This is a genomic window from Aeromonas sp. QDB63, from assembly GCF_027707425.1.
Taxonomy (GTDB): domain Bacteria; phylum Pseudomonadota; class Gammaproteobacteria; order Enterobacterales; family Aeromonadaceae; genus Aeromonas; species Aeromonas caviae.
Genome location: NZ_JAPCIS010000008.1, coordinates 126740 through 150875, shown reverse-complemented (window position 1 = coordinate 150875; position 24136 = coordinate 126740). Strand labels below are relative to the sequence as shown.

Here is a 24136-nt window from a genome sequence, read left to right as displayed (position 1 = left end):
CCCAACTGGCGCAGGCGTTGCGCTTGTTGTTCGGTCGGTTCGAGTCGGAATTTGTAGGCTTTCAGAATTTGCATTTAGCGCTCAGTGTGTAGCATTATTGCCATATCTATTAATGCCCGATTGAGTGACAGAATGCAATTCACTAAAATTAATAAATCACGCCATGCGGCCTACGCTTTACACGTACATTTGGTGTTTATCACCAAGTATCGAAAGCCGATATTGGGGGATCTGCATCACGCTTCCTTCAGTCAGTGTGCGGCAGAGGTTTGCAGAGATTTTGGTGCGGAACTGAAAGAGTGTGACGGAGAGGCTGATCATGTTCACATGCTGATAGAGTACGCGCCAACGGTACAGCTATCGGTACTGGTGAACTCGTTAAAGGCGGTCACATCAAGGCGACTGCGTAATGAATTTCTGGACTTGAGAGGTGCTTACAGCAAACCCGTACTCTGGTCACGCTCTTACTTTGCGGGCTCTTGCGGCGGAGCACCGTTGGAGGTGATCAAGCAATACATTCAAAACCAGCGGGGCTGACGCCCCGGCGAAATTCCCCTCCCACCTACGTCGGAGGGAGTCCCCTTTCGCATTTAAGATGGCCTGCCACTCGTCCGCCGGCAGCCAGCCGGGTTCGTCCCCGTCCCCCAGGGCGATGAACCCCTCGTAGTCGAGCTCGCCGATCAGCTCCCCTTCCCGGTAGAGGGGATCGTCGATGGCGATCACCAGGGACTGGCTGTCAATGAGAGAGAGCGCCTTTCGCACCACTGCGCCGAACTCCCGGTCCACCAGCACCACCTTGCTCTGGGCGTGCTGGAAGATGAAGGCCATTGCGTCCGCATCGAGCCGGGTGTTGATGGTGTTGAGCACAGCGCCGCTCATGGGTACCCCGAAGTGCGCCTCGAACATGGCCGGCACATTGGGGGCGACGATGGAGACGGTGTCCCCCTCGCCAATGCCGCGACGGCGCAGGGCCGAGGTGAGCTGGCGGCAACGGCGTTCGGTCTGGGCCCAGCTCTGGCGCAAGGGGCCGTGGATCAGCGCCGGATAGTCGGGATAGACCCGGGCGGCCCGCCCCAGAAAGCTCAAGGGGGTCAGCGCCTCGAAATTGGCGGGCGTCTTGCCAAGGCCGGCGTCGTACATGTTCTGCTCTGTCATCGGATCCTTCCTCACAGGGACACAAAACGGGGTGGCACTCGCGGTTCACCACGACCGGCATTGTGCCCTGATGCGGGGCCAGGATGCCGGCTGGAACCGGATGAAAGGGTATCAAGGGGGCCAGATCCCAGGTATTAGCGAAACGTCTTAGGGGCCCTCGGCCCTGCTCCCCCTGTCGCCAATCGCCGACGCTATTTTTGTGCGGTCACTTTTTGCGCAGTCAGCCCCTGTCGCGATCCCGTGGCCCTTGCCTTGAGCCTGCGGCGCAAAATGCCAAGAATGATCCCAAGCCCTCAACGGGTATGAGTACAAGGAGAAGAGTGATGAACAAATCCATGTTGGCAGGTGTCGGGATCGGTGTTGCCTCTGCGCTGGCATTGTCGGCGGTCGCCAGCGGATCCCTGTTTTCATCAGAGCCCCAGTTTGCCGAGGTGCTGGCCAGCAAGCCGGTGACCGAGACCATCAAGACGCCACGTCAGGAGTGCCGCAACGTCACCCTGACCCACCGCAAGCCGGTGCAGGACGAGCACAAGATCCTGGGTACCGTGGTTGGCGCGGCCCTGGGCGGCGTGGTCGGCCACCAGTTTGGCGGTGGCAGCGGCAAGAAGGTGGCCACCGCCGCCGGTGCCGTGGCAGGGGGTTATGCCGGGAATCAGGTGCAGGGCAACATGCAGGCCGGTGATACCTACACCACCACGGAGCAGCGCTGCAAGACGGTGCAGGAGAGCAGCACCCGCACCATCGGCTATGACGTCACCTACCGCCTCGCCGGCCAGGAGGGGGTGGTACGCATGGAGAAGCAACCCGGCCCCACCATTCCGGTCAAGGATGGCAAGCTGGTACTGAGCAACGCGCAGGGTTGATACTCCGTTAGGAGCGCCCTGCCATGAGGAAGGCCCGCCATGACGGTGGGCCTTTTTCATCTTCGCAACCCAACCTGTCTGCAACAAGTCTTCCCAACAAAAGTCTTCCCAACTAAGAAAGGGGCCCGCAGGCCCCTTTTTATATTGAGACGTCATCCTCAGTGGCGACCGAAGGGCCACCAGGACTTGTCGTTGTCCTGGATGTCGACCCGGGTCTGCTGCAGGGCGCCGGGCTGGCCCCCTTCCACCCGATCGAGGCTCACCCTGAACTGCTCGGTGGGCTCCACAAACCAGTCATCGATGATCAGCACCTTGACCGACTTGCTGCCCCCCTCGCCCGCAGCCCAGCTCACGGTCTGGCTGAACCAGGGCAGGAAATCCAGCCCCCAGCGCGCCGTGACTCCGTCAAGGGCCACCCGGGCCCGGGCCGGCTTGCTCAGATCGCCGCTGCGCACCAGGGGGATCTCGGCAAACCACTGCCCCTCGTTCACCGTCATGCTGGCGCGCGCCAGCGAGATGGTGGACGGCGCCAGCTTGTCCTTGATGGTCACCAGGGTCTGGTGCTGATCCCCCAGGGCCGCGCCGCTCGGGTCAAACAGCTCCAGGGTAAAGGTCTCGTCCCCCTCGTGCAGGGTGTCGCTCTTCACCGGAATGCTGATGGTCTGGGGCTCGCTCTGCCCGGCGGCCCAGTGCAGGGTGCCGGTGAGGGGCGCCACGTCGCTTGTGTCCCCGCTGCCGTAGACGATGCGATAGCTGACGCTCGCCTCCCCGTGGCTGCCATCGCTGCGACTGACACTCAGGGACAAGGTATTCCCCTCCTCCACGTTCGCAGCGGCGCTCTCGAGACTCAATACCCCGGCGGGTGGCTGCGGATACTGGATGGCCACCAGCACCGGATCGTGATCCGAGGCGCTGAAGGGCCCTTCGGATTTCGCCAGCTGACCGCTGTACTTAGTGCCGTACTCGAAGAAGTTGCTCTCGGCGGAGTTGATGTGCCAATCCTCGATGCCGATCACCTTGGCCGCGAGGCTCGGGTTTGCCAGGGCGTGATCCAGGTTGCCGAGCTCCCCTTCGTAGCTGTAGGAGTAGGTGTCGGTGCCATGGAAGCGGGTATTGAGGTTCACCAGACCATACCCCTTGCCAAGGGCGCTGCCGCTCTCCTCGAAGGGCTGACCCGCCAGAGTGGTGAAGGAGGCGCTCATGATCTGGCGCGCCTGGGCGGCCGGATCATAGTCGGTCAGCACCCGGATGGGATCCTCCATGCCATAGGCGTTCATGTCGCCGATAAGCAGCAGATCCCCGGCCAGATCCTTGAGGTGCTCCCCCAGCACCTTGGCGGCGGAGACCCGCAGCGCGTTGCAGTGGCCCTGGCCATCCAGCGGATCGGCGCTGGCGTAGTCGGGGTAATCCTCGAAGCAGGCGGAGCCCTTGGACTTGAGGTGGTTGACCACCAGGGTCAGGGGCGCATCCCCCTTGGGCGAGCTGAAACGCTGCACCAGCGACTCGCGCATCCCCTGATTGATGGTCACCGGTTTGCCGCTGGCGTCCACCGCCTCGGCCTGCTGCACCGGCAGCGCGATAAGGCTGGCGGCCCCCTCCGGGGTCACTTTGGCGGGTCGGTAGATGAGCCCCACCGTGATGGCGTCGGTGCCAATGGGCTTGCCATCCGGCGAGGCAATCCAGCGGTAGTGATCCGCCTCGTCCGGCTGGGCGGCGTTGAGGGCCGTAACCAGATTGGCGATGGCGGAGTTGTCGCCATAGCCGTTGTTCTCGATCTCCATCAGCCCCACCACGTCGGCATTGAGGCGGGTGATGGCGCTGACTATCTTGGTGCGCTGCAACTCGAACTCCGCCACCGTCAGGGCGCCCCGGTTGCTGCCGGTGGGGTTGGCATCCCCGCCCACGACCGTGGTGAAGAAGTTGAGCACGTTGAAGCTCGCGACCCGCAGATCCCCCGCCTCGGCGAGCTCGGGGGTTTCCACCCGATCCCAGCCACTGTGATCTATCTGGCTCGCGTCGATGCGATTGCTGGCCACCAGCCTGAACAGGTTGTAGGAGTAACCAAGCGCCCCCTCCAGCCCGTTGAGCTTGTCGCCGATGCGCAGGTAACCGTCCTCGGCGTTGAAGCCGGGGAACCAGGGCAGCACACCGTCCGGCGCCTTGGCGTCGGTCTCCACCACCAGCTGGTTCTGCTGGTTGCGAAGGGCCCAGTCGCTCGCCTCCTGGCTCATGGCGGCAAATTTCTGGGTCGACTTGATGAGCGGCGCGCCATAAGAGAGCACCAGGTTGTTGCGCTTGCCGTCGTAATCGAAGCTGAAGTTGCGGGTCACCACCAGGCTGGAACCGGGCACCAGCCGTACCTGCATCCCCTCGTGACGCTCCAGCAGCTGGCTCAGGCTCTCGCCCGCCACCGGCAGCAGATCCACCGCAGCCGGGATGGCCCCTTGCGGCCGGGTCACCACCAGCTCGTCTGCGTTGATCTGGGTCTGGTTGAAATACTCCTTCACCTTGCCAGACACACACACCTCGGCCCCCGGCACGACGGCAGCGTTGGCCTTGGTGGTGTAGACGAAGAGGCCGTCGGAGGTAGCCGCATTCCCGTCCCCCTGCTCGTCCTGAATGAAGAAGCCCTTGTAGAGGCCGATCACTACCTGGGTCACCACGCCGCGGGTGGCGTAAGCCTGTTCCGATTCGAACTTGCCGGCTGGCACCAGGGGGCTGCTGGTGCCGGGGCCCTGAATGGCGGGCACCGGCACCAACTGATCCACCGGGCAGACGAAGGCGGGCGGCTGGGTGCCATCGCAGGGACCATCGCCACTGCAACCCAGGCCACTGGCGTCATCTTTCGGGGCGGCCACGTATTCCTGCGCCGGATCAAAAGGCGACGTCGCATCAGTGCGGCCCATGGTGACGGTGGCCTTGCGGCGCAGGGTCATGTCCAGGGTCGAAACGTTGCCGGAGACCCAGGACGTGCCCGGATCCACCCCTACCTGGCCGAAGCTGTCGATTATCTCGCTGCCGCGATAGAGCACCAGGGCATCGTCGCCGTTGAACACCAGGTTGCCGCTGGTCTGATTGGCCTTGGCCAGGATCTCGGCATTTGCGGAGGGGTTGGCCAGCACCAGACTGGCGCCCGGGGCCAGGGTGCCTTGCAGCGCCAGGCTGTTGGTGGGGGATTCGCTGATGGGTTTGCCGTTGGCGTAGAGGGCCAGCCGGTATTGTGAGAGATCGACGGCGTCGCTGCCGAGGTTGCTCAGCTCCACCGCCTTGTTGTTGCCGGACCCTTCCAGGTATTCGGTGATGAGCAGTTGTGCCTGTGCCTGTCCAGCGAGCGCCAGCCCGACGGCCAGCGCCACCAGAGAGTGTCTTCCTGACATGGTCAGTTTCCTTTTTTATTTGCAGATCATGTTATTGGCGCCCCGCACAAGGCGGGCCGCAGCACCTTGGATGCAGCCATCAGCGGGAGGCATGTCAGCCCCCGGCCGAAACTGCGCGCCCACTCTGCCCCGTCGACGCCGGGGCTGCTGCGAGCTGGCTAACAATGACAACAAAATGTTGCGCCAAGGTGACGGGCAATACCCGAATGGGCAGTGTCTGCCATCGCTGCGCAGGAAGTTGTCGCCCCCCAGCCCCTGCTGGCTGCCTCCGTCAGGGAGCGACATCGGCTCCGGGGCAGACGGGGGGAACACTACGGCGGCCTCTGCCCGGTACCATTTCGTGAACAGCGCCACTCACAGACTCCGAATCATGGGCAAATCCATGGGTGCCATACCGGGCGCCACCCCCTTCGTGGCCCGAGAAGGCAGAAAACCGCGGGATGAGACTCTCTCCTGGTGCTCTTGTGGAACCGGTTTCAGTAATGACAGAAATAACAAGAGAGGGGATGACACAAACGTTTGTTGCTTTTGCGCTCGCGAATGGCAATAGTTCTCACTTTCTTTTTTGACCGTCTCTATTCTCGAGGTGCTACAAGATGTTTCGTCACCCCCTGGCAAAGTTGCTGCTGCTCGGCCAGCTCGTCCTGGTGAGCTGGATGGCGCAGGCCGCCCCCCCCGTTGAAGTGGAAGATGTGATGGGCCGCAAGGTCTCCCTCAGCCTTCCGGCAAGCCGCATCGTGCTCGGTTTCTATCCCGAAGATTACCTGGCGGTGGCCGGTGAAGGCGGGGCCGAACGCCTGGTGGGCATGTCCCTGGGCTGGTTCATGAAGTCCCGTCCCGCCATCTGGTCTCTCTACGTGGCCAGCCAGCCACAACTGGCCAAGGTCCCCGACCTTGGCAACGTACAGGATCAGAGCTTCTCCATCGAGAAGACCCTGGCGGTCAAGCCCGACCTGGTGATCCTGGCGAAGTGGCAATATGAGGCCCTGGCCGCCGACCTGCCACGCCTTGAGCAGGCGGGGATCCCGGTGGTGGTCATCGACTACAACGCCCAGACCCTGACACAGCACATGGCGAGCACCCTGCTGCTTGGCAAGCTGACCGGCCAGGAGGCCCGCGCCCGGAAGATGGCCGACGAGTACAAGGCCAAGATTGACACCATCACCTCCCGCATCGCCGCCGCGAAGCGCACGCCGCCCCGGGTCTACATCGAGCTGGGTGACAAGGGTCCGGCCGAGTACAGCTACACCTATGGCAAGGACATGTGGGGCGCCATGGCCCTGCTGGCCGGTGGCGACAACGTGGCCGCCCCCTTCGTCGATCGCTGGGGCCCCATCCACCCGGAACAACTGCTGGCGAGCAAGCCCGAGGTGATCCTGATGGCGGGCTACGAGAGCGTGAGCAGTGCCGTCGCCATGCAGGTGGGCCAGGATGTGTCGGCAGAGACCGTGCGCCAGCGTCTGCAAGGCTTTGCTGCCCGTCCGGGCTGGAGCGAGCTGCCTGCGGTGAAGGAGGGTCGCCTCTACGCGGTCTATCACGGCGCCACCCGCAGCATCATGGATGCCGCCCTCATCGAGTTCATGGCTAAGGCCCTCTATCCGGACCTTTTCCAGGATCTCGCTCCCCTGGCCACCTATCAGGCGTTCTACCAGCACTACCTGCCCATCCGTCCCCAGGGCACCTTCATGCTGGGCATCAAGCAGGATGACGCAAGCTAACCCCGGCAATTCGGGTGCGGCCCACCTCGGCCACGCCCTCTTCAGCAACCCTCTTGGATTGTGTGGGCGCCTCTTGCGGCGCCCGTTTCAGGATTGACATCATGAATGATTTGGCTGCCCTGCAGCAGACCCTCGCCCGGCAGCGGCAACGGGAGCGCCGTCGCTGGCACTGGCTCCTGCTGCTCACCCTGGTCCTGTGCATTACCCTGGTGCTCGACATCGCCACCGGCCCCTCCCTGTTGGCCCTGCACGACGTGATCGATGCCCTGGTTTCCCCCGCCCAGGCCGATCCCATGACCCGCACCATCGTCCACGACATGCGCTTGCCTATCGCCCTCATGGCCCTGGTGGTCGGCGCCTCCCTCGGCCTTGGCGGCGTGCAGATGCAGACCCTGCTGGACAACCCCCTCGCCAGTCCCTACACCCTGGGGCTCGCGGCGGCGGCGGGCCTGGGCGCGGCGCTCGCCCTCTACACCGGCGGCCTCGGGCTCTCCCCCCTAGTGGCCATCCCGGCCGGCGCCTTCATTGTGTGCATGTTTGCCGCCTGCCTGCTGTTTGGGCTGGCCATGATGCGCCATGTCAGCAGCCAGACCCTGATCCTGGCGGGCATCGCCCTGCTGTTCCTGTTCCAGTCCCTGCTCTCCCTGCTGCAGTTCCTCTCCTCCCCCGAGCTCAACCAGCAGATCCTGTTCTGGCTGTTTGGCAGCCTGATGCGCACCACTTGGGACTCCCTGATCATCACCGCCGTCGTCACCCTGATCTGCACCCTGCTCATCTACCGGGATGCCTGGGCCCTCACCAGCCTGCGCCTCGGGGAAGCCCGTGCCCGCAGCCTCGGAGTCAACGTCGACAGGCTGCGCATGAAGACCCTGGTGCTGGTCGCCCTGCTCACCGCCACCGCCACCAGCTTCGTCGGCGTGATCGGCTTCGTCGGCCTGGTGGCCCCCCATATCGCCCGCATGCTGGTGGGGGAAGATCAGCGCTTTTTGATCCCCCTCTCCGCCCTGTGCGGGGCCTGCATGCTCTCGGCGGCCTCGGTGCTCTCCAAGTCCATCATTCCGGGAGCCCTCTTCCCCATCGGCATCGTCACCGCGCTCATTGGCGTGCCCTTCTTCATCTGGTTGATCCTCGGCAGGGGGCGCAAACGTGCTTGAAATATCCCGACTCTCCCTCTCCCTCGGCCAGCAGACCCTGCTGCGGGATCTCAGCCTCACTCTGCATCCGGGTCAGGTCCATGTGATCATCGGCCCGAACGGGACCGGCAAGACCTCCTTGATGCGCACCCTCTTCGGCGAGCTGACCCCGGACAGTGGCGACATCCGCCTCGGGGACCAGAGTGCCCGCCAGATGACGCAGGCCAGGTGGCGCCAGCAGTTTGGCTACATGCCCCAGAACATCCAGCTGGAGCTGGATCTCAGCGTCATCGAGGTGGTGGTGCTCGGGCGCCTCGACAGCCTCTCCATGCGCCTCGCGGACGAGGACATACTGGCGGCCGGCCGCGCCCTGCAGGCGCTCGGCATCGCCCATCTGGCGGATCGCCCCCTCTACTCCCTGAGCGGCGGCCAGCGGCAGATGGTGCTCTTCGCCCAGGTGCTGCTGCGCGATCCCCGCATCATGATGCTGGACGAGCCGGTCAGCGCCCTGGACCTGCACCACCAGATGCAGCTGATGGAGCACCTGTGCCAGCAGACCCGGGATCAGCAGTGGATCACCCTGGTGGTGCTGCACGATCTCAACCTGGCCGCCCAGTTTGCCGATCAGCTGATCGTGCTGGCAGGGGGGGAGCTCCAAGCCTTCGGCCCCCCCGCCCGGGTGCTCGACGCGGCCCTCATCGAGCGCCTCTACCAGGTGCCGGTGGAGATAAGCCACGATCAGCGCGGCATCCCCTTCCTCAGAACCCTGCGAAAGACGTCATGACACAGTGCTGCGCCACCCCGGCGACCTCCTCCCGACACGGTGGCGGGAGGCGACCATGAACGGCGCCTCCTACTGGCGGGACTGGCAGGGTATGAGCCCGGCCGCCCGCCTGCTCATCACCAATGGGCTCGCCTTCAACCTCGGCTTCTACATGATGATGCCCTTCCTCGCCCAGCACATGGGCAGCGGCCTGGGCCTGGCCGGCTGGGCCTGTGGCCTGGTCATGGGGATGCGGGTCTTCAGCCAGCAGGGGCTGTTCCTGCTAGGGGGGACGCTTGGGGATCGCATCGGCTATCACCCCGCCATCGTCTGGGGTTGCCTGGTGCGATCGGTCGGCTTCCTGCTGCTGGGCTGGGCCGAGTCCCTGCCCATACTGCTGCTGGCGGCGACCCTGACTGGCTTTGCCGGGGCCCTGTTCACCCCCTGCGCCCAGGCCTATCTGGCGAGCGAATGCCACAATCCGAGCCAGCGCCAGCGCGCCTTCGCCCTGCACAATCTCGCCAGCCAGGCGGGCATGCTGCTCGGCCCCCTGGTCGGCCTCACCCTGACCCAGCAGAGCTATGCCCTGACAGGGCTCTTGGCGGCGAGCCTCTTCGCCCTGCTCGGGGTGCTGCAGTATCGGGTGCTGCCCAAACGCCCGGTGGCCAACCAGAGACCGCGCGGCGCCATCTTGCGCCAGTGGGGGGACATCCTGCGCCAGCGCCCCTTCATGGGGTTCACCCTGCTCGCGGGCAGCTACCAGATCCTGTTCCACCAGCTCTATCTGGCCCTGCCCGCCCATATCCAGAGCCTGCCGGACGCCACCCGGCTGCTCGGCGGCGTCTTCACCCTCTCGGCGGTGATCGGCGTCCTGCTCCAGCTGCCGGCATCGCGCCTGGTGGAGCGCCGTCTGGGGGTGCCGCTCGCCATGGGGCTCGGCATAGGGCTGATGGGGCTGAGCTATCTCGCCCTGCCCCTGCTCTCCCCCTGGCCGACGGCAGGCGTGTTGACGCAGGTGGCCCTGCTTTCCCTGGGCTCCATCCTCTGCTTCCCGCTCTTTGCCGCCCAGCTGCCCCGCTACGCTCCCCCTGACCAGCTCGCCAGCTACTACGGCTTCTATGCCAGCGCCGGCGGCTGCATGGCACTCTTTGGCAACCTGCTTATCGGTTTTATGCTGGGGGACGCGGGCACCCGCCCCACCACCGCCATCTGGACACTGCTGGCCCTCGCCGGCCTGCTGGCTGGAGTTGGCCTCTATACCCAGCTGCGCAAGGATGGCCAGGTTCAGCCGGCCACCCATCAATAAACAGGGCGGCCTTGGCCGCCCGGTTTTATTCCCTTTCCTCCCCCTTCCACTTTCTGCCTTATCCGGCTAACCAGAACCTGTTTCAAGACCTTGCCAGATAAGCGAGCAAGCTCGGCTGTGCTCGATGAGCAAAGCAACATCGGACATGCACGATGGCGATAAAAAGGACGCCATCAGGCGTCCTTGCAGGTGAAAATAAGACCGGGTCAACTCCCCAGATGCAGCGCCAACCAGACCGCCAGCGGGATCACCACTATCGAGAGCGCGTTGCCGCCCAGCACTATGCTGGCCACCTTGTCGGGCTGGCACTGGTACTGCTCGCACAGGATGTAATTCAATACCGCCGGGGGCAGTGCCACCGAGAGTGTCAGCAGCGGGATCCAGGCAGGCTCCAGGGGCAGCAGCCAGACGGCGAGCCCAAGGGAGAGGCCCCCCGCCAGCAGATAGAGCAGGTTGCACTTGAGGGCCAGCCCCAGATGGCTCAGATCCCCCTCCATCAGCCTCACCCCCAAGGCAAACAGCATCAGGGGCACCGCTATCTGACCGAGCAGGGCGGCGCTGGTCACCAGGTATTCCGGCAGCGGGATATGCAGGTTGGCCACCAGCAGGCCGGCGAAGGCGGCACAGAGCACGGGGCTTCTCAGCCAGCCCCAGCGGGAGCTACTGGCCGAGAGGATAAACATGCCCACCGTGAAGTGGAGCAGGTTGGAGAGCACGAACAGGATGACGATGGCGCCGAGCTGCTGCTCGCCAAAGGCGAGCACCATCAGCGGAATGCCGAGGTTGCCCGTGTTGCGAAACATGGCGGGCAGGATCAGGGCCGCCCGCGCTATCTCCTTGAGCCTGAGCAGGGCGAGCAGCAGGCCAGGGAGCAAAATCACCAGGGCGCCAGCCGCGACAAGCGGCAGGTGCGCCGCCAGATCCAGCGGGTATTTCACCAGGGCCGAGAAGACCAGCGCCGGGGTAAAGAGCTCGATATTGGCCCGGTTGATGTAACCCAGGTCGCCACCCGGTCGCAGCCGCCCATAGAGGGCGCCGAGGCCCGCCACCGCAAACACCGGGATGACGATATTGAGCAGGGCGCTGAACATGGGGGCTCCCGATCAGAGTTCGCGGGCCGGACGTCCCATCAGCACCACGGGATCCAGGGTGACCTCCTGGCTGCCGTTGCTGACCCAGAGCTGGCCGTCGGAGATGGTGCAGGTGAGCTGCATGGTGCGCTCCACCATGGCCGCCAGCGGCAGGGTCTGGCTGTCGGAGAGCTCGATGACGCTCAGGTTGTCGTGCAGACCGAGCTTGCCCTGGTTCTGCTTCCACCAGACGCTGGTGCCACGGCCGCCGTAAAGGTAGAGCACTACCTGGCGGGAACGGTTGCACGCCTTCTTGAGGCGCTTCTCGTCCGGCTGGCCCAGCTCAATCCAGAGTTCAATCTCGTCGGAGTAGTTCTTGCGCCAGAGCTCGGGTTCGTCGTCGGCAGAGAGCCCCTTGGTGAACTCCAGCCGCTCGGCGGCATGCCAGGCGAAGGCCGCGAGGCGGATCATCATGCGCTCGTCGGTCTCGGAGGGGTGACGGGCCAGGGTGAGGGAGAAGTCCTGATAGAGATTGCGATCCATGTCAGACAAGCTGATCTGGGCCTTGAAGATGGTTGCCTTGAGCGCCATAGAAGTCGTGAACACCTGATAAAAGAGAAAGGGGCGGACATGCCGGGCGTCAGTGTAATCAAAATGGCCGCCGGGTTCGACCGTCTTGCGCTCCCTTTACCCTATCAGGGTCGGGATAAGTGCTTCAGGAGACACAAAAAACAAATGCCAGTCCGAGGACTGGCATTTGGCGGCATGAACGAGAGTGACTCACTTCTCGGCGGACTTGACCCCGAAGGCATTGAGCAGCAGGCAGCAGGTGACTGCCACGGCCACGAAGCCACTCAGAAAGATAAAGGGCATGGCCCCGTATCCCAATATGTTCCAGATGGTTTGTTCGAGCAGACTCATAGTGTGTCCTTCATCCAGTGAAATGGGTGTCCCTTTCGCGACGGGGTAGTCCCCGCTCCTGATAAGGCTATTTGACCTCAACCCGCGCCTGAGTCCTATGCCACCAAAGTAATAAATGGGGCACCAGTTTGCGCCAGATCAATAATTTAGCCCCTTGTCACCCCGTTTTCCGCTCCCCGAGGCCCCTGGCTTGGACAAAAAAGGCGGGGCGACCCAGGGCCGCCCCGCCTGTTTGTCACGCAGACGCCTCAGCCATAGAAGCGCTGCTGCTCCGCCGCCATCGCCTTGAGCCGCGCACAGGGGGCAAAGCGGTCGCCAAAGCGCTTCTGATGGTGCTCGAGGCGCCCCACCAGATAGTCGATGCCGAGGCTGTCCATGTAGCGGAAGGGGCCGCCCAGGAACGGCGGGAAGCCGATGCCGAAGATGGCGCCGATGTCGCCGTCCCGGGCCGAGGCCACCACGCCGCTGTCGAGCGCCATGGCCGCCTCGTTGAGCATCAGCAGCACGCAGCGCTCGGCGATCTCCTGCCTGGCCAGCCTGGCCTGGGGCTTGACGCCGAGCACGTCGTAGACGCTCGCGTCCACCGTCTTCTTGCCCTCCTTGCCGGTGAGCCGGTTGCGCGGCGCCGCCTTGCCATAGAGGTAGAAGCCCTTGCCGTTCTTGCGCCCCTTGCGATCGTCTTCCAGCAGCTTGTCAAACGCCTTGGGGGCCTGGAACTGCTCACCACCCAGCTCCTTTTCGAGGATGGGGGAGATCTTGGCCCCCACGTCGATCCCCACCTCGTCCAGCAGGGTGATGGGGCCCACCGGGAAGCCGAAGTCGAGCAGGGCGCCGTCCAGCACCTCCACCGGCTCCCCTTCCAGCACCAGGCGGGCCGCCTCGTTCATGTAGGGGGCCAGGATGCGGTTGACGTAGAAACCCGCCTCGTCCTTCACGACGATGGGGGTCTTGCCCTGGGCCCGGGCGAACGCCAGGGTGGTGGCCACCGTCTCGGCGCTGGTACCCGCGTGGGGAATGATCTCGGCGAGCGGCATCTTGTCCACCGGGCTGAAGTAGTGCAGCCCCACCACCCGCTCCGGATGCGTCGCCGCCGAGGCGATCTGGTGGATGGGCAGGGAGGAGGTGTTGGAGGCAAACACCGTGTGCTCAGCGCACTCGCGCTCCACGTCCTGCACCATCCGGTGCTTGAGATCGATATCCTCGAACACCGCCTCCACCACCATGTCGACCCGGTGGAAGCCGGAGTAGTCCAGGGTGCCGGTGAGCAGGCTCATCTGTTTCTCCAGTTCGCTGCGCAGCAGTTGGCGACGCTTGAGCTTCCTCGCGAGGATGTCGTAGCTGTAGCGCATGGCGTTGCCGATGCCGGCGCTCGCCACATCCTTGATCCGCACCGGCACCCTCGCCTTGGTGGCGGTGACGAAGGCGATGCCGCCCCCCATCAGGCCGCCCCCCAGCACGGCCGCATGGGCCACCTTGCGGGGCTCGGCCCCCTGATAGCTCACCTCTTTCTTCATCTCTGTGGTGGCGAAGAAAATAGAGCGCAGGGCGGCGGATTCCGGCGTCATCACCAGCTCGCCGAAGTGGCGGGCCTCGGCCAGCAGGCCGGCCTGCATCCCCTCCTCCACGCCGATGCGCACCACCTCGATGATGCGCTCCGGCGCCGGGTAGTTGCCCCGGGTCTTCGCCTTCACCCCCTTGCGGGCCTGATCGAACAGCACCTTGCGCCCGAGCGCGTTGGTCTCCAGCACCTTGCCCTGCAGATCCCGCTTCAGGCGGTGGCGCGGCTTGCCCTTCTTGGCGAGCTTGATGGCGGCTTCCAGCAAAATGGAGGTGGGCACCATGTCATCCACCAGCCCGAGTTTCTTGGCCTGCTTGGCCCGCACCTGCTTGCCGGTCAGCATCAGATCCAGCGCCTTGGCCACCCCGATGAGGCGCGGCAGACGCTGGGTGCCGCCGGAGCCCGGCAGCAAGCCGAGCTGCACTTCCGGCAGCCCCAGCACGGTTTTAGCGTGATCGGTCACCACCCGGCCATGGCAGGCGAGCGCCAGCTCCAGCCCGCCGCCGAGGCAGGGGCCGTGGATGGCGGCGATCACCGGTATGCCCAGGGATTCGATCTCGGCGAACACATCCTGCCCGGCCCGGGAGAGCGATTCGGCGTCCTGGGCGCTGGTGCAGGCTGCCAGCATGGCGATGTCGGCCCCCGCGATGAAGGAGTCCTTCTTGCCGGAGACGATCACCAGGCCGATCAGATCCCCGTTCCCCCGCACCTCGGCCAGCAGGTGGCGGATCTCGTCCGCAAAGGAGGCCTTCAGGGTGTTCATGCTCTCACCGGGCACATCCATGGTGAGGATGCCGATGCCGTCTTTGCGAATTTCCAGGGAAAAAGTCTTCTCGTTCATCATTCCACCTCCAGCACCATGGCCACACCCAGCCCACCCGCCGCACAGGCGGTGTTGAGCCCCAGTCCCCCGCCCCGGCGCCGCAGTTCGTGCAGGGTCTGGGTGATCATGCGCGCCCCGGTGGCGGCAAAGGGGTGGCCGTAGGCCAAAGAGCCGCCGAGCACGTTGAATTTGTCCATGTCCACCTCGCCGATGGCCTGATCCCGGCCCAGCTTGTCACGGGCAAATTCGGCACTGGCAAACATCTTGAGGTTCGCCAGGGTCTGGGCAGCGAAGGCTTCGTGCATGTCGATGAGGGTGAGATCAGCCAAGGTGATGCCCGCGCGGTCCAGCGCCAGCGGCGTGGCGTAGGAGGGGCCCATCAGCATGTCCTGCCACACGTCGATGGCGGAGAACGCGAAGCTGCGAATGTAGCCCAGCGGCTCCAGACCGAGCTCGCGGGCACGCCCTTCACGCATCATCAGCACGGCGGCGGCGCCGTCGGTGAGCGGAGTGGCGTTGGCGGCGGTCACCGAGCCGTGAGCCCGGTCAAACACCGGCTTGAGCTTGGCGTAGCTCGCCAGATCCGAGCCTTCGCGGATGTTGTTGTCCCGCTCCAGCGGCGACTTGTAGGGGGGCACGTGGGCGGTGAACACCTCGCCACTCAATTTACCCTGCGCCCAGGCTTCGGCCGCCAGGGTGTGGGAGCGGTGGGCCAGCGCATCTTGCGCCTCGCGGCTGATCTGGTGGGTCTTGGCCATCTGCTCGGCGGTCTGCCCCATGGAGAGACCGGTGGAGTACTCGGCCACGGCCGGGGGCACCGGCAGCAGGTCCTTCAGACGCAGGCGACGCAGGATGTTGAAACGCTGCTGAAGGTTGCGCGCCTTGTTGAGATCCACCAGGGCGCGGGCCAGAGACTTGCTGACCCCGATGGGCAGTACGGAAGAGGAGTCGGCACCGCCGGCGATGGCGATGTCCACCGTGCCGGCCATGATGGACTCGGTGACGTTGGCCACCGCCTGGAAACTGGTGGCGCAGGCGCGCGACACGCTATAGGCATCGGTGCTGACGCTCATGCCGGTGCCGAGCACGATCTCGCGAGCGATGTTCGGCGCTTCCGGCATCTGCACCACCTGGCCGAACACCAGTTGGTCGATGAGCATGGGATCGAGATCGGTGCGAGCGAGCATCTCGCTCACCACCAGTTTGCCGAGATCCACCGCAGGCACGCCGTGAAAAGCGGTGGCCTGCTTGGCAAAGGGGGTGCGCAGACCCGCCACGACGGCTATCCGTTCGCCCTGGCGAGTCGTCAGTTTCAATGGCTGTTTCATCCTGGCTCCTTGGGTTGAAAAGGCAGAGGTCAGACCTCATTGCGCCGCATCTTAACAATCCACTCACAACTTTCATACAGCTGATTGAAACTAAATTGTCCCCATCTTGCCACCCTCCCTCGCCCTTGTGAGCCAACTGGGGTATAAAAAGATCAACTTCCATAAAAACAACGGGTTTATCGCATGGCAGCGGCCGAGTTCAGAGCACTTGGAGACTATCTGGGCAGCCAGATCCTGGGACAGGGCCCCCTCATCGAGGGGCTGCTGATCGCCCTGTTATGTGAAGGACATGTGCTGATCGAGGGGGCCCCCGGTCTTGCCAAGACCCGGGCGGTCAAGGCGCTGGCCGGGGCGGTGGAGGGGCGCTTTGCCCGTATCCAGTTCACCCCGGATCTGCTCCCTGCCGATCTCACCGGCAGCGAGGTCTTCCATCCCCAGGATGCGAGTTTCGTGTTTCAACCCGGCCCCCTGTTCAACCACCTGGTGCTGGCGGACGAGATCAACCGGGCGCCGGCCAAGGTGCAGTCCGCCCTGCTGGAGGCCATGGCCGAGCACCAGATCACCGTGGGCAAGAAGAGCTGGCGCCTGCCCTCCCTCTTCATGGTCGCCGCCACCCAGAACCCCATCGAGCAGGAAGGGACCTATCCCCTGCCGGAGGCCCAGCTCGATCGCTTCTTGCTCAAGCTGCTGGTGGATTACCCCAGCCCCGCCATGGAGCTGGCCATCCTTCAACTCAACGCCCGTGGCGACGCCCTGCCGACGCCGCCGGTCACCCTGAGCCAGTCCGACTTGCTGGAAGCCCGCACCGCCGTTCAAGGGGTACAGATGCAGGGGCGCCTCGAGCACTATCTGGTGCAACTGGTGTGCGCCACCCGACCCGGCAGCGGCCTGTGCCCCGAGTTGGAACCCCTCATTGCGGTGGGTGCCAGCCCCAGGGCCAGCATCGGCCTCGCAAGAGCCGCACGGGCCCGGGCCTGGCTCGCCGGGCGCGACTTCGTATTGCCCGAAGACATCCAGCAACTGGCGCCAGCCGTGCTGCGCCACCGCCTCATCCCGAGTTATCAGGCGCTGGCGGACAACCTCGATAGCGAGGCGCTCATCACCCTGCTGCTGGATGCCATTCCATGCCCCTGAACCGACCCCCACAGGCAGCCCTGTCGCCATGACCCCCGTCGCCGAGCCCCGGGATCACCCCGACATCGCCCTCACCCTCGAGCGGCTGCTGGCGGTGCGCCTCTGGACGCGCCAGAGCGAACGTGCCCGCATTCATCAGGCGGCCCAGGGGCGTATCGGACGCCAGCCCGGGCTGCATTTCAGGGAGCTTCGCCTCTATCAGGCCGGTGACGAGGTGCGTCACATCGACTGGCGGGTCACCGCCCGCCTCGGCCGCCCCCACACCCGCCTCTACGGGGAAGAGCAGGATCAGGCCCACTGGTTGCTGCTGGATCTCTCACCCGCCATGTACTTTGGCTCCCGCGCCCAGCTCAAGGCCCGCCTTGGCTGCGAGCTGGCCGCCGCCCTGCTCTGGCAGGGGGAGAAACAGGCCAATACCTTGATCTGCCAGGGCGCAGCCCCCCACACAGAGCACCAGCGCGGCTCTCTCATGCCTCTGCTGGAAGCGCTCTGCCGCCATTACGAGGCAGGGCTGGATCGCGCCCCCCCACCCTGGACGCTGGCCCAGACCCTGGCACGACTCACCCTGCCCCACGGGGCCAGATTGACCCTGATAAGCCATCACCAGGCACCGGACCAGGCACTCTGCCAGCAGTTGCAACGCCTTCGCCTGCGCCACGATATCCACTACTGGCAGATCCGCGATCCCCTGGAAGCCGCTCTGCCCGAGCAGGGGCAGCTGGCAGTGCAGGCAGGCAGACACAGCGGTTGGCTCGCGGGAGAAGACCCCCGCTTTCGCGCCCGCTACCAGAGGGCGGCCGACGAACAGGCCGAGGCCTGTCGCCAGCAGTTGCTGCCCCTGGTGACGCGCCTCTATCGCCTCGACAACGGCGCCACCCTGCAACGCCAGTGGCAGGAGGGCGGATGCCGTCTGTTTTGAGGGGGGAGCAGGGCGTGCCCGCACCGGATGCATATCGCCAGCCCTCGTCCAGCGAGGCCTTGCAAGCCATTCGTGCCGAGCTGCGCGACATCCACCAAGGCCCCGCTCTCGAGCCTGCACAGGATCCTCGCCTGATGGCCCTCGGTGGGCTGCTGATCGCGGCGATCGCCGCTTGCCTGATCGCCATGACGGCCCTCACCCTGTGGCGCCAGCGCCACTGGGCGCATCGGATAGACTGGCAGGCCGACGATCTCGTCCCCAGGCTGCAGGATGCCCTGCGAGAAGCGGCCATGGCCCGCTGGCCCGAGGCGGCCCCCCTGCAAGGGGAGGCTTGGCTCGCCTGGCTGGACAGCAAGGGGGGGAGCGATTTTTCCCGGTTTGCCGCCCAGTGGCCGCTCTGGCTCTATGGGGGCAGAATGCCCGATGAGGCGCAGCGCAAAAGATTGCGCCTCGCCTATCTCGCCTGGGGGCGACGCTGCGTCAGCGCGCCGCGATTCCCGACAAGCAAGCGAGGGGCCCCTTCCCCGGAGGGTACGCGATGATCCTCGCCTGGCCCTGGTTTTCCCTCGCCCTCGCCCTGCCGCTGCTGGTGCGCTTCGGCCTGCCTCCCATGAAGGGGCGCAAGGGAGGAAACCAGCTCGTTCACGGAGGTTTTCCCCTGCTCCGGCCCCAGGCGGGGCAGCCCTTGTGGCGCATGATGCTCTGCTGGTGCGCCCTGGTACTGGCCCTGTGCCGCCCCCAGTGGCAGGAGCCCCCGATCATTCACTACCAGAGCAGCCGAGACCTCATCCTGGCGGTGGATCTCTCCGACAGCATGCGCACCCAGGACATGCTGGATGACGGAGAGCAAACGGACAGGCTTGCCGCGGTGCGCCAGCAGATAAGCAACCTTGTCGCCTCCCGCCCGGGGGATCGAATCGCCCTGGTCGTCTTTGCCGATCACGCCTATCTGCTCTCCCCCCTCACCCAGGAGACCGGGGCCCTGCTCACCCTGGCCAGGGAGCTCGATTTCGATCTGGTGGGGCGCACCACGGCCCTGGGGGAAGCCATCCTGCTGGCACGCCAGCACGCCGACCCCACCCGCCCCACCGCCCTGCTGTTGGTGACGGACGGCCGCAATACCTCGGGCAATGCGGATCCCCTGACCGAGGCCAGGCTCGCCGCCAAAGCCGGCATCCGTCTCTATACCCTGGGGGTGGGCGCCGACCCCGACACCTTCGCCGCGCCCGCAGGGGACGCCGATCCCAGTGCCGAACTGGATGAAGCCCTGTTGCAGCAGCTGGCGACACTGGGAGGAGGCCGCTATTTTCGCGCCCGCAACCGGGGCGATCTCGCCGCCATCAACCAGGCCATCGACACCCTGGAGCCCCTCGCCCGGCCCCAGATCCTCTCCCGGCCCCACCAGGAGCTCTACCCCTGGCCACTGGCCCTGGCCTGGCTGCTGCTCTGCTGGCCAGCCCGCTGGCACATCCCCCTGTCACACAGGCCATCCCATGAGTAGGCTGGTCATGACGGTGACACCATGGAGCTGACCTTGCTGCGCCCCCTCTGGTTGCTAGCCCTGATCCCCTGGCTGTGGCAGGGGTGGCGCCGCCGCCGCGATCCCGGCTTGCTCTCCCCGGCCATGCAGGCCTATCTGCTGCCGAGCCGCCATCGGGCCATCCCCTGGCGCTGGCTTGCTTGTCTGCCGGTGATCCTGGCGCTCTCGGGCCCCGCCCTGCGCCAGCAGAGTCTCCCCATGCCGAGCCCGGCCCTCGATATCTGGCTGCTGGATCTCTCCGACTCCATGCTGGCACAGGATCTGGCGCCGGACCGGGCAACCCGGGTGAGGCTGGGATTGCAGGAGATGCTGGCCGACATAGCGCGGCAGGATGCGCCCCATCCCATCGCCCTCATCCTGTTTGCCGGGGATGCCTACCTCGCCATGCCTCCCACCCGGGATCATCAGGCCATCGCCCTGCTGCTGCCGGACCTGCGCCCGGCCATCATGCCTGTCCAGGGCAGCGCCCCCGAGCGCGCCGTGGCCCTGGCCCTCACCCTGATCCCGCCGGGCCAGTCCGCCCGTCTGCTGCTCGTGACCGACGGCCTCTCCGGGACAGCGCGCGATCGCATCGCCGCCCTCTGGCCCTGCCTCAACGACCTGTTCTGCAAGGCAGGCTCGGCCCCGCGGCTCGACATCCTGCTGGCCAGCGGGGGCAAGGAGACCCGGCAGCCCGGCGTGGCTGCCGAGCGCTGGCAGCTCGGCAGCCCGATCGGCCACACCTTGCCGGCGCCCGACGAGGAGGCCATGGCCGCCCTTGCCGCCAGTACCGGAGGCAGGCTGGCCTGGCTTGATTCCGGCCTGCCCCGCTTTGCCCCCCTGCCCATGGGCCAGGCCCTGACGCAGGGGCAATCCCGGGATCTCGGCCCCTGGCTGCTCATCCCCTTGCTCCCCCTGGCGCTGCTGGCGCGGATCGGCGCCCACTGGCTGCTGGTGATCCTCGTCATTGGCTTCGCGCCCCCTTCCCTGCAGGCGGCCTCCCGACAAGATGAAGAAGGCTGGCTGGCTTATCGCCAGGGACACTATCGGGAAGCGGCCAACGCCTTCCAGGATCCGGTCTGGCAAGGCAACGCCTGGTATAGATCCGGGGATTACGCCAGGGCCGTCGCCGCCTATGGCAGGGCAAACAGCGCCACCGCCCACTACAACAGGGGCAATGCCCTGGTCTGGCTCGGGGATCTTGCCGGCGCGGAGCAGGCCTATCTGAGCGCCCTTCGCCTTGAACCTGGGCACAGGGATGCCTTGCACAACCTGGCCCTGCTGCGGGCCAACCCGCCGCAGTCGGCGCCCTCGGCAAATGCCCCGGAGCAGGCCGACACTCCCGACCCCGCCCGCGCCTCAGAGGCTCCCCGCCCCCCGGCGCCCCCCGTGCTGCTGCTGGAGCAGCGCCTTCGCAAGGAGGCCCTGCGCCGCCCCCTGCTCAAGGTGGAGGAGCCCTGGTGATCCTCGTACTGCGCTTGCTCTCCCCCCGGTTCGGCTGCTGGCTGCTGCTCGCCCTGTGCGCCATGCGGGTGCAGGCCGCCCCTGTCGAGGCCGAGCTGTTGCCGGGGGCGAGCGAGCGCGACTGGCTGCTCGTCATCGAAGCCGACGGGCTGCACCGCGATGAGGATCTCAACCTGCAACCGCTGCTGCGCCAGTTTGCGGTCGGGCGGGTCAACATCCAGCGGGTCAGTGCCCAGAGCCGCAGCCTGACCCGCTGGCAGATCCCCCTGCACCTGCTCGATACCAGCCCGCGCCAGGTGCCCTCCCTGCCCCTTGGCGCCGATCTCACCCCCTCCCTGGCGGTGCCGACACGTTCCCTGGACGGCACCCTGATGCCGGCACAAGACCCGGTATTCTCTCCGGTCGAGCTGCAGGCCCGGGTGCTCCATGAGGGGAATCTCTACCCCGGCCAGCCCTTCATCTATGAGCTGACCCTCTGGCTGCCTGCTAACCTGGAGGCCCCCAACCTCGGCGAGCCCATCACCCCGGCCTTTACCATTCGCCGCCTTGGCGAGGATCGCTGGGACTCTCCCGCCAGCCCCGGCCTGCCCGGGCGTCTCACGAGAAAATGGCTGCTGCAGGCCAAAGGGCCCGGGCTCCATCCCGTCGAATCCCCCCGCTTTCAGGGGCGGTTGCCGCACCAGGATGCGGCCGGTGCGGCCGCGCCGGGCAACGCGGGGGATCTGCTGTCCGCCAGGGCGGCGACCCTCTTCATCAAGGTGGACAAGGCCCCCCTGGAGCCGGTGGCGAGCAGCCTGGTGCTGCGCCAGCAGTTCAGCCCGGCCCAGGCCAGGGTGGGTGAGCCGGTGATCCGCACCCTCACCCTGGTGATGGAAGGGGGGGATGGCAACCGCCTGCCCCTCTTGCCGGCCCCGCCCCTGCCCGCCGGCCTCTCCATGAAGCCGGACGGCGAGCAGCAACAGGAGCGATTCGTGGCCGAGGGGGCGCTTCGCTTCGAGCGCCAGTGGCGCCAGGCCCTGACCGCCGACGAGGCGGGGCGCTATGTGCTGCCCCCCCAGACCCTGCGCTGGTTCAACACCCAGAGCGGCCGCATCGAGGAGGCGCGCCTGCCCGCACATTCTCTGGTGTTCACGGCAAGGGAGAGCGCCACTCCCGCCTCCCCCGCACCAGGGGGCCAGTATCTCTATTGGGTGCTCCTGGCCATCCTGCTGCGGGCATTCATGCGCCGCTGGCCGCGCTGGCGCGCTTTCTATCGCCTGCAACGGGCCCTCGCAACGGGCTCTCCTGACGAGGCCAGGAAAACTCTGCTGACCTGGGCCGTCCTGCGCTGGGACACCCCCTGCCTGCATCTGGCCAGGCTGCCCTGTCACCGCGACCCCGCCATGGGGGCGCTGCTGGACGACCTGGATCGGGCCTGTTTTTCCCCCAAGCGAGTCCCTGGCGAACACCTGCCCAGGCAGGCGCTCGCCAGGGAGTTGTGCACCAGGGAGAGCTTTACGATAGCCTATGGTCTTCGAACACTGGCGTGGATGCGTGCATGATGCGCCCCTCATGAAACAGGACACCCCTTTATGGCGTTAGGTTTTTTCAGAAGAAAAAGGGCCGACACGGGAAAGGATCCCTGCACTTCTCCGGTCTATGGGGAGATGGCTGACAAACAAACCAAGTACGAAGCCCTGGTGCACGCCCTGCACGGGGACATCTACCGCTACGCCTACTGGCTGTGCCGGGATCCGCAAATCGCCGAGGATCTGGTGCAGGAGACTTTCCTGCGCGCCTGGAAGGCGATAGATACCCTGCTGGACGACAAGGCTGCCAAGGCGTGGCTCATCACCATATTGCGGCGGGAGAATGCCCGCCGCTTTGAGCGAAAGCAGTTCGATCTCGTCGACCTCGACGAGCCCCCCCTGCGGGATCAGGGTGTCCTGCCAAGCGAGCAGGAGATGGAGCACGAATGGCTCAGGCGCCACATCGCCCGCCTGCCTGCCGAGTATCAGGAGCCGCTGCTGCTGCAGGTACTGGGGGGATTCAGCGGGGAGGAGATCGCCGAGCAACTCGGCCTGAACAAGAACACCGTCATGACAAGGCTGTTTCGCGCTCGCAACCAGATAAAAGAGGCCATGGAGTCTGCGAAACAACAGAGAGGACACACCAATGGATGAGCTTGAATTTCGCCGCCGGGCCATCACTCACCCCTCGGACAGGGATCCCGCCTTCTTGAAAGCCGCCGAGGCGTCACCGGCCAATCGCAAGCATCTGGACGAGATGCAGCAGCTCGAACGCCAGGTGCGCAGCACTCTGGAAGTGGACGTACCGGCCGGTCTTGCGGAGCGGATCCTGCTCAGGCAGGCGATGGCAGCCGAAGAGAAGCAGGTGGTCCCGCTGCCCGTCACTCCTGCACGCACGCAATGGCGCGCTCTGGCCATCGCAGCCTCGGTCGCCTTCCTGCTCGGCATGAGCACCCGCTGGATCAGCTGGCCTGTGGCACCGGACACCCTGTCGCTGGCTCAGGTCGCCATGTCCCACGTTTATGGGGAAGAGCCCTTCATTCATGCGGTGGATGAGCGGGTCAGCCTGCACACCATCAACGCAAAAATGGAGAAATATGGTGCCACCCTGAGCGAGATGCCGGGCATGAAGGTAACCTATGTCAACCACTGCGCCTTCTACCAGGGACCGGCCCTGCACATGGTGCTCCAGGGCAAGATGGGACCGGTCACCCTGTTCCTCGTCCCCAAGCACCTGCCACTGACGATCCAGTCCGATTTTGCAGACGGGACCCTCAAGGGGGAGATACTGCCGCTCAAGGGGGCCAACATGGTGCTCATCGGAGACATGCAGGAGCCCCTCGCCCCGGTTGCCCGCCAGCTTGAGTCACGCCTGCACTGGTCCATTTAACAGACCTTGACCCAGGCTGACTCGTCCTCCGCCTCAGCCACATCACAGGCAGACATCCTCATTGTCTGCCTGTTCATCCCCACATCCCCGCATGTTCCCGCCCATTGCCCGCGCGAAGTCACATTTTTACTATTTATTTTAAATGACGCAAACGGCACCATTTGTGCTTTATTTATCCAATAATAGA

At 65.4% G+C, this 24136-nt stretch carries 21 protein-coding genes and 1 pseudogene; 14 read left to right on the top strand and 8 right to left on the bottom strand.

Annotated elements, in window-relative coordinates; genetic code table 11:
- A partial coding sequence (locus PG879_RS20580) for a helix-turn-helix domain-containing protein (RefSeq protein ID WP_257710508.1) occupies positions 1–74 on the bottom strand: 74 nt, incomplete at its 3' end.
- A gap of 58 nt (positions 75–132) precedes the next feature.
- Between PG879_RS20580 and tnpA the strand changes: the two genes are divergently transcribed.
- Positions 133–537: an IS200/IS605-like element ISAs26 family transposase gene (gene tnpA, locus PG879_RS08255; RefSeq protein ID WP_041211383.1), complete on the top strand. Its 405-nt coding sequence runs from the start codon at positions 133–135 to the stop codon at positions 535–537.
- Between the two features lie 57 nt (positions 538–594).
- On the opposite strand, the pseudogene PG879_RS08250 reads toward tnpA, so the two are convergent.
- Positions 595–1155 (bottom strand): annotated as a pseudogene (locus tag PG879_RS08250) (AMP-binding protein); the annotation flags it as partial.
- 323 nt (positions 1156–1478) lie between these two features.
- On the opposite strand from PG879_RS08250, the gene PG879_RS08245 reads away from it, so the two are divergent.
- Positions 1479–2018 carry a glycine zipper 2TM domain-containing protein gene (locus PG879_RS08245; RefSeq protein WP_010674678.1) on the top strand — a complete coding sequence of 180 codons (540 nt, stop codon included), beginning with the start codon at positions 1479–1481 and terminating at the stop codon, positions 2016–2018.
- 158 nt (positions 2019–2176) lie between these two features.
- On the opposite strand, the gene PG879_RS08240 is transcribed toward PG879_RS08245, so the two are convergent.
- Positions 2177–5395: an ExeM/NucH family extracellular endonuclease gene (locus tag PG879_RS08240; RefSeq protein WP_232097980.1), complete on the bottom strand. Its 3219-nt coding sequence runs from the start codon at positions 5393–5395 to the stop codon at positions 2177–2179.
- A 596-nt stretch (positions 5396–5991) separates the two neighbouring features.
- On the opposite strand from PG879_RS08240, the gene PG879_RS08235 reads away from it, so the two are divergent.
- The 4 genes from PG879_RS08235 to PG879_RS08220 all read left to right on the top strand — a co-directional run bounded on the left by PG879_RS08235 (position 5992) and on the right by PG879_RS08220 (position 10315).
- On the top strand, positions 5992–7113 hold the full coding sequence (locus PG879_RS08235) for an ABC transporter substrate-binding protein (protein WP_052815033.1): 1122 nt from the start codon (positions 5992–5994) through the stop codon (positions 7111–7113).
- A gap of 101 nt (positions 7114–7214) precedes the next feature.
- Positions 7215–8267: a FecCD family ABC transporter permease gene (locus PG879_RS08230; protein ID WP_053288212.1), complete on the top strand. Its 1053-nt coding sequence runs from the start codon at positions 7215–7217 to the stop codon at positions 8265–8267.
- Positions 8260–9030 carry an ABC transporter ATP-binding protein gene (locus PG879_RS08225; RefSeq protein WP_052815035.1) on the top strand — a complete coding sequence of 257 codons (771 nt, stop codon included), beginning with the start codon at positions 8260–8262 and terminating at the stop codon, positions 9028–9030. The genes PG879_RS08230 and PG879_RS08225 overlap by 8 nt, the downstream gene beginning before the upstream one ends.
- A 55-nt stretch (positions 9031–9085) precedes the next feature.
- Positions 9086–10315 (top strand): MFS transporter, encoded by a 1230-nt coding sequence (locus PG879_RS08220; protein WP_052815036.1) that lies wholly within the window; start codon positions 9086–9088, stop codon positions 10313–10315.
- A gap of 206 nt (positions 10316–10521) precedes the next feature.
- Here PG879_RS08220 and PG879_RS08215 read toward each other — a convergent pair whose 3' ends face one another.
- The 5 genes from PG879_RS08215 to fadI form a co-directional block, all read right to left on the bottom strand.
- Entirely contained in the window at positions 10522–11406 is an 885-nt protein-coding gene (locus PG879_RS08215; RefSeq protein WP_052815037.1) for an AEC family transporter, read from the bottom strand.
- Between the two features lie 12 nt (positions 11407–11418).
- Positions 11419–11976, bottom strand: coding sequence for a YaeQ family protein (locus tag PG879_RS08210; protein ID WP_052815038.1), 558 nt, complete (start codon positions 11974–11976; stop codon positions 11419–11421).
- Between the two features lie 189 nt (positions 11977–12165).
- Complete coding sequence (locus PG879_RS08205) at positions 12166–12306, bottom strand: TIGR02808 family protein (RefSeq protein WP_005325161.1); 141 nt, start codon at positions 12304–12306, stop codon at positions 12166–12168.
- Positions 12307–12554: 248 nt separating this feature from the next.
- Positions 12555–14705 carry a fatty acid oxidation complex subunit alpha FadJ gene (fadJ, locus tag PG879_RS08200; protein WP_052815039.1) on the bottom strand — a complete coding sequence of 717 codons (2151 nt, stop codon included), beginning with the start codon at positions 14703–14705 and terminating at the stop codon, positions 12555–12557.
- Positions 14705–16015, bottom strand: coding sequence for an acetyl-CoA C-acyltransferase FadI (gene fadI / locus PG879_RS08195; RefSeq protein ID WP_052815040.1), 1311 nt, complete (start codon positions 16013–16015; stop codon positions 14705–14707). The genes fadJ and fadI overlap by 1 nt, the downstream gene beginning before the upstream one ends.
- Before the next feature lie 183 nt (positions 16016–16198).
- On the opposite strand from fadI, the gene PG879_RS08190 reads away from it, so the two are divergent.
- The 8 genes from PG879_RS08190 (at position 16199) to PG879_RS08155 (ending at position 23949) form a co-directional block, all read left to right on the top strand.
- Entirely contained in the window at positions 16199–17149 is a 951-nt protein-coding gene (locus tag PG879_RS08190) for an AAA family ATPase (protein WP_052815041.1), read from the top strand.
- 28 nt (positions 17150–17177) lie between these two features.
- Entirely contained in the window at positions 17178–18068 is an 891-nt protein-coding gene (locus PG879_RS08185) for a DUF58 domain-containing protein (protein ID WP_161648194.1), read from the top strand.
- Positions 18053–18610 carry a DUF4381 family protein gene (locus PG879_RS08180; RefSeq protein ID WP_223954245.1) on the top strand — a complete coding sequence of 186 codons (558 nt, stop codon included), beginning with the start codon at positions 18053–18055 and terminating at the stop codon, positions 18608–18610. The genes PG879_RS08185 and PG879_RS08180 overlap by 16 nt, the downstream gene beginning before the upstream one ends.
- Entirely contained in the window at positions 18607–19569 is a 963-nt protein-coding gene (locus PG879_RS08175; protein ID WP_052815044.1) for a VWA domain-containing protein, read from the top strand. Before PG879_RS08180 ends, PG879_RS08175 begins: the two co-directional genes overlap by 4 nt.
- A gap of 21 nt (positions 19570–19590) precedes the next feature.
- On the top strand, positions 19591–21051 hold the full coding sequence (locus PG879_RS08170; RefSeq protein ID WP_182953644.1) for a vWA domain-containing protein: 1461 nt from the start codon (positions 19591–19593) through the stop codon (positions 21049–21051).
- 62 nt (positions 21052–21113) lie between these two features.
- Positions 21114–22592 carry a BatD family protein gene (locus PG879_RS08165; protein ID WP_201964312.1) on the top strand — a complete coding sequence of 493 codons (1479 nt, stop codon included), beginning with the start codon at positions 21114–21116 and terminating at the stop codon, positions 22590–22592.
- A 30-nt stretch (positions 22593–22622) separates the two neighbouring features.
- Positions 22623–23213 carry a sigma-70 family RNA polymerase sigma factor gene (locus tag PG879_RS08160; RefSeq protein ID WP_080990087.1) on the top strand — a complete coding sequence of 197 codons (591 nt, stop codon included), beginning with the start codon at positions 22623–22625 and terminating at the stop codon, positions 23211–23213.
- Complete coding sequence (locus PG879_RS08155; RefSeq protein ID WP_052816500.1) at positions 23206–23949, top strand: DUF3379 domain-containing protein; 744 nt, start codon at positions 23206–23208, stop codon at positions 23947–23949. Before PG879_RS08160 ends, PG879_RS08155 begins: the two co-directional genes overlap by 8 nt.
- Positions 23950–24136: the final 187 nt, after the last annotated feature.

Excerpts from the sequence above, each read along its gene's own strand:
- PG879_RS08245 (WP_010674678.1), top strand. The coding sequence starts at position 1,479 with ATGAACAAATCCATGTTGGCAGGTGTCGGGATCGGTGTTGCCTCTGCG.
- fadJ (WP_052815039.1), bottom strand. The coding sequence starts at position 14,705 with ATGAACGAGAAGACTTTTTCCCTGGAAATTCGCAAAGACGGCATCGGC.
- PG879_RS08165 (WP_201964312.1), top strand. The coding sequence starts at position 21,114 with ATGCGGGTGCAGGCCGCCCCTGTCGAGGCCGAGCTGTTGCCGGGGGCG.
- PG879_RS08235 (WP_052815033.1), top strand. The coding sequence starts at position 5,992 with ATGTTTCGTCACCCCCTGGCAAAGTTGCTGCTGCTCGGCCAGCTCGTC.
- PG879_RS08180 (WP_223954245.1), top strand. The coding sequence starts at position 18,053 with ATGCCGTCTGTTTTGAGGGGGGAGCAGGGCGTGCCCGCACCGGATGCA.
- PG879_RS08230 (WP_053288212.1), top strand. The coding sequence starts at position 7,215 with ATGAATGATTTGGCTGCCCTGCAGCAGACCCTCGCCCGGCAGCGGCAA.
- PG879_RS08210 (WP_052815038.1), bottom strand. The coding sequence starts at position 11,976 with ATGGCGCTCAAGGCAACCATCTTCAAGGCCCAGATCAGCTTGTCTGAC.
- PG879_RS08215 (WP_052815037.1), bottom strand. The coding sequence starts at position 11,406 with ATGTTCAGCGCCCTGCTCAATATCGTCATCCCGGTGTTTGCGGTGGCG.
- tnpA (WP_041211383.1), top strand. The coding sequence starts at position 133 with ATGCAATTCACTAAAATTAATAAATCACGCCATGCGGCCTACGCTTTA.
- PG879_RS08205 (WP_005325161.1), bottom strand. The coding sequence starts at position 12,306 with ATGAGTCTGCTCGAACAAACCATCTGGAACATATTGGGATACGGGGCC.
- PG879_RS08155 (WP_052816500.1), top strand. The coding sequence starts at position 23,206 with ATGGATGAGCTTGAATTTCGCCGCCGGGCCATCACTCACCCCTCGGAC.
- fadI (WP_052815040.1), bottom strand. The coding sequence starts at position 16,015 with ATGAAACAGCCATTGAAACTGACGACTCGCCAGGGCGAACGGATAGCC.
- PG879_RS08240 (WP_232097980.1), bottom strand. The coding sequence starts at position 5,395 with ATGTCAGGAAGACACTCTCTGGTGGCGCTGGCCGTCGGGCTGGCGCTC.
- PG879_RS08160 (WP_080990087.1), top strand. The coding sequence starts at position 22,623 with ATGGCGTTAGGTTTTTTCAGAAGAAAAAGGGCCGACACGGGAAAGGAT.
- PG879_RS08190 (WP_052815041.1), top strand. The coding sequence starts at position 16,199 with ATGGCAGCGGCCGAGTTCAGAGCACTTGGAGACTATCTGGGCAGCCAG.
- PG879_RS08185 (WP_161648194.1), top strand. The coding sequence starts at position 17,178 with ATGACCCCCGTCGCCGAGCCCCGGGATCACCCCGACATCGCCCTCACC.
- PG879_RS08220 (WP_052815036.1), top strand. The coding sequence starts at position 9,086 with ATGAACGGCGCCTCCTACTGGCGGGACTGGCAGGGTATGAGCCCGGCC.
- PG879_RS08175 (WP_052815044.1), top strand. The coding sequence starts at position 18,607 with ATGATCCTCGCCTGGCCCTGGTTTTCCCTCGCCCTCGCCCTGCCGCTG.
- PG879_RS08170 (WP_182953644.1), top strand. The coding sequence starts at position 19,591 with ATGGAGCTGACCTTGCTGCGCCCCCTCTGGTTGCTAGCCCTGATCCCC.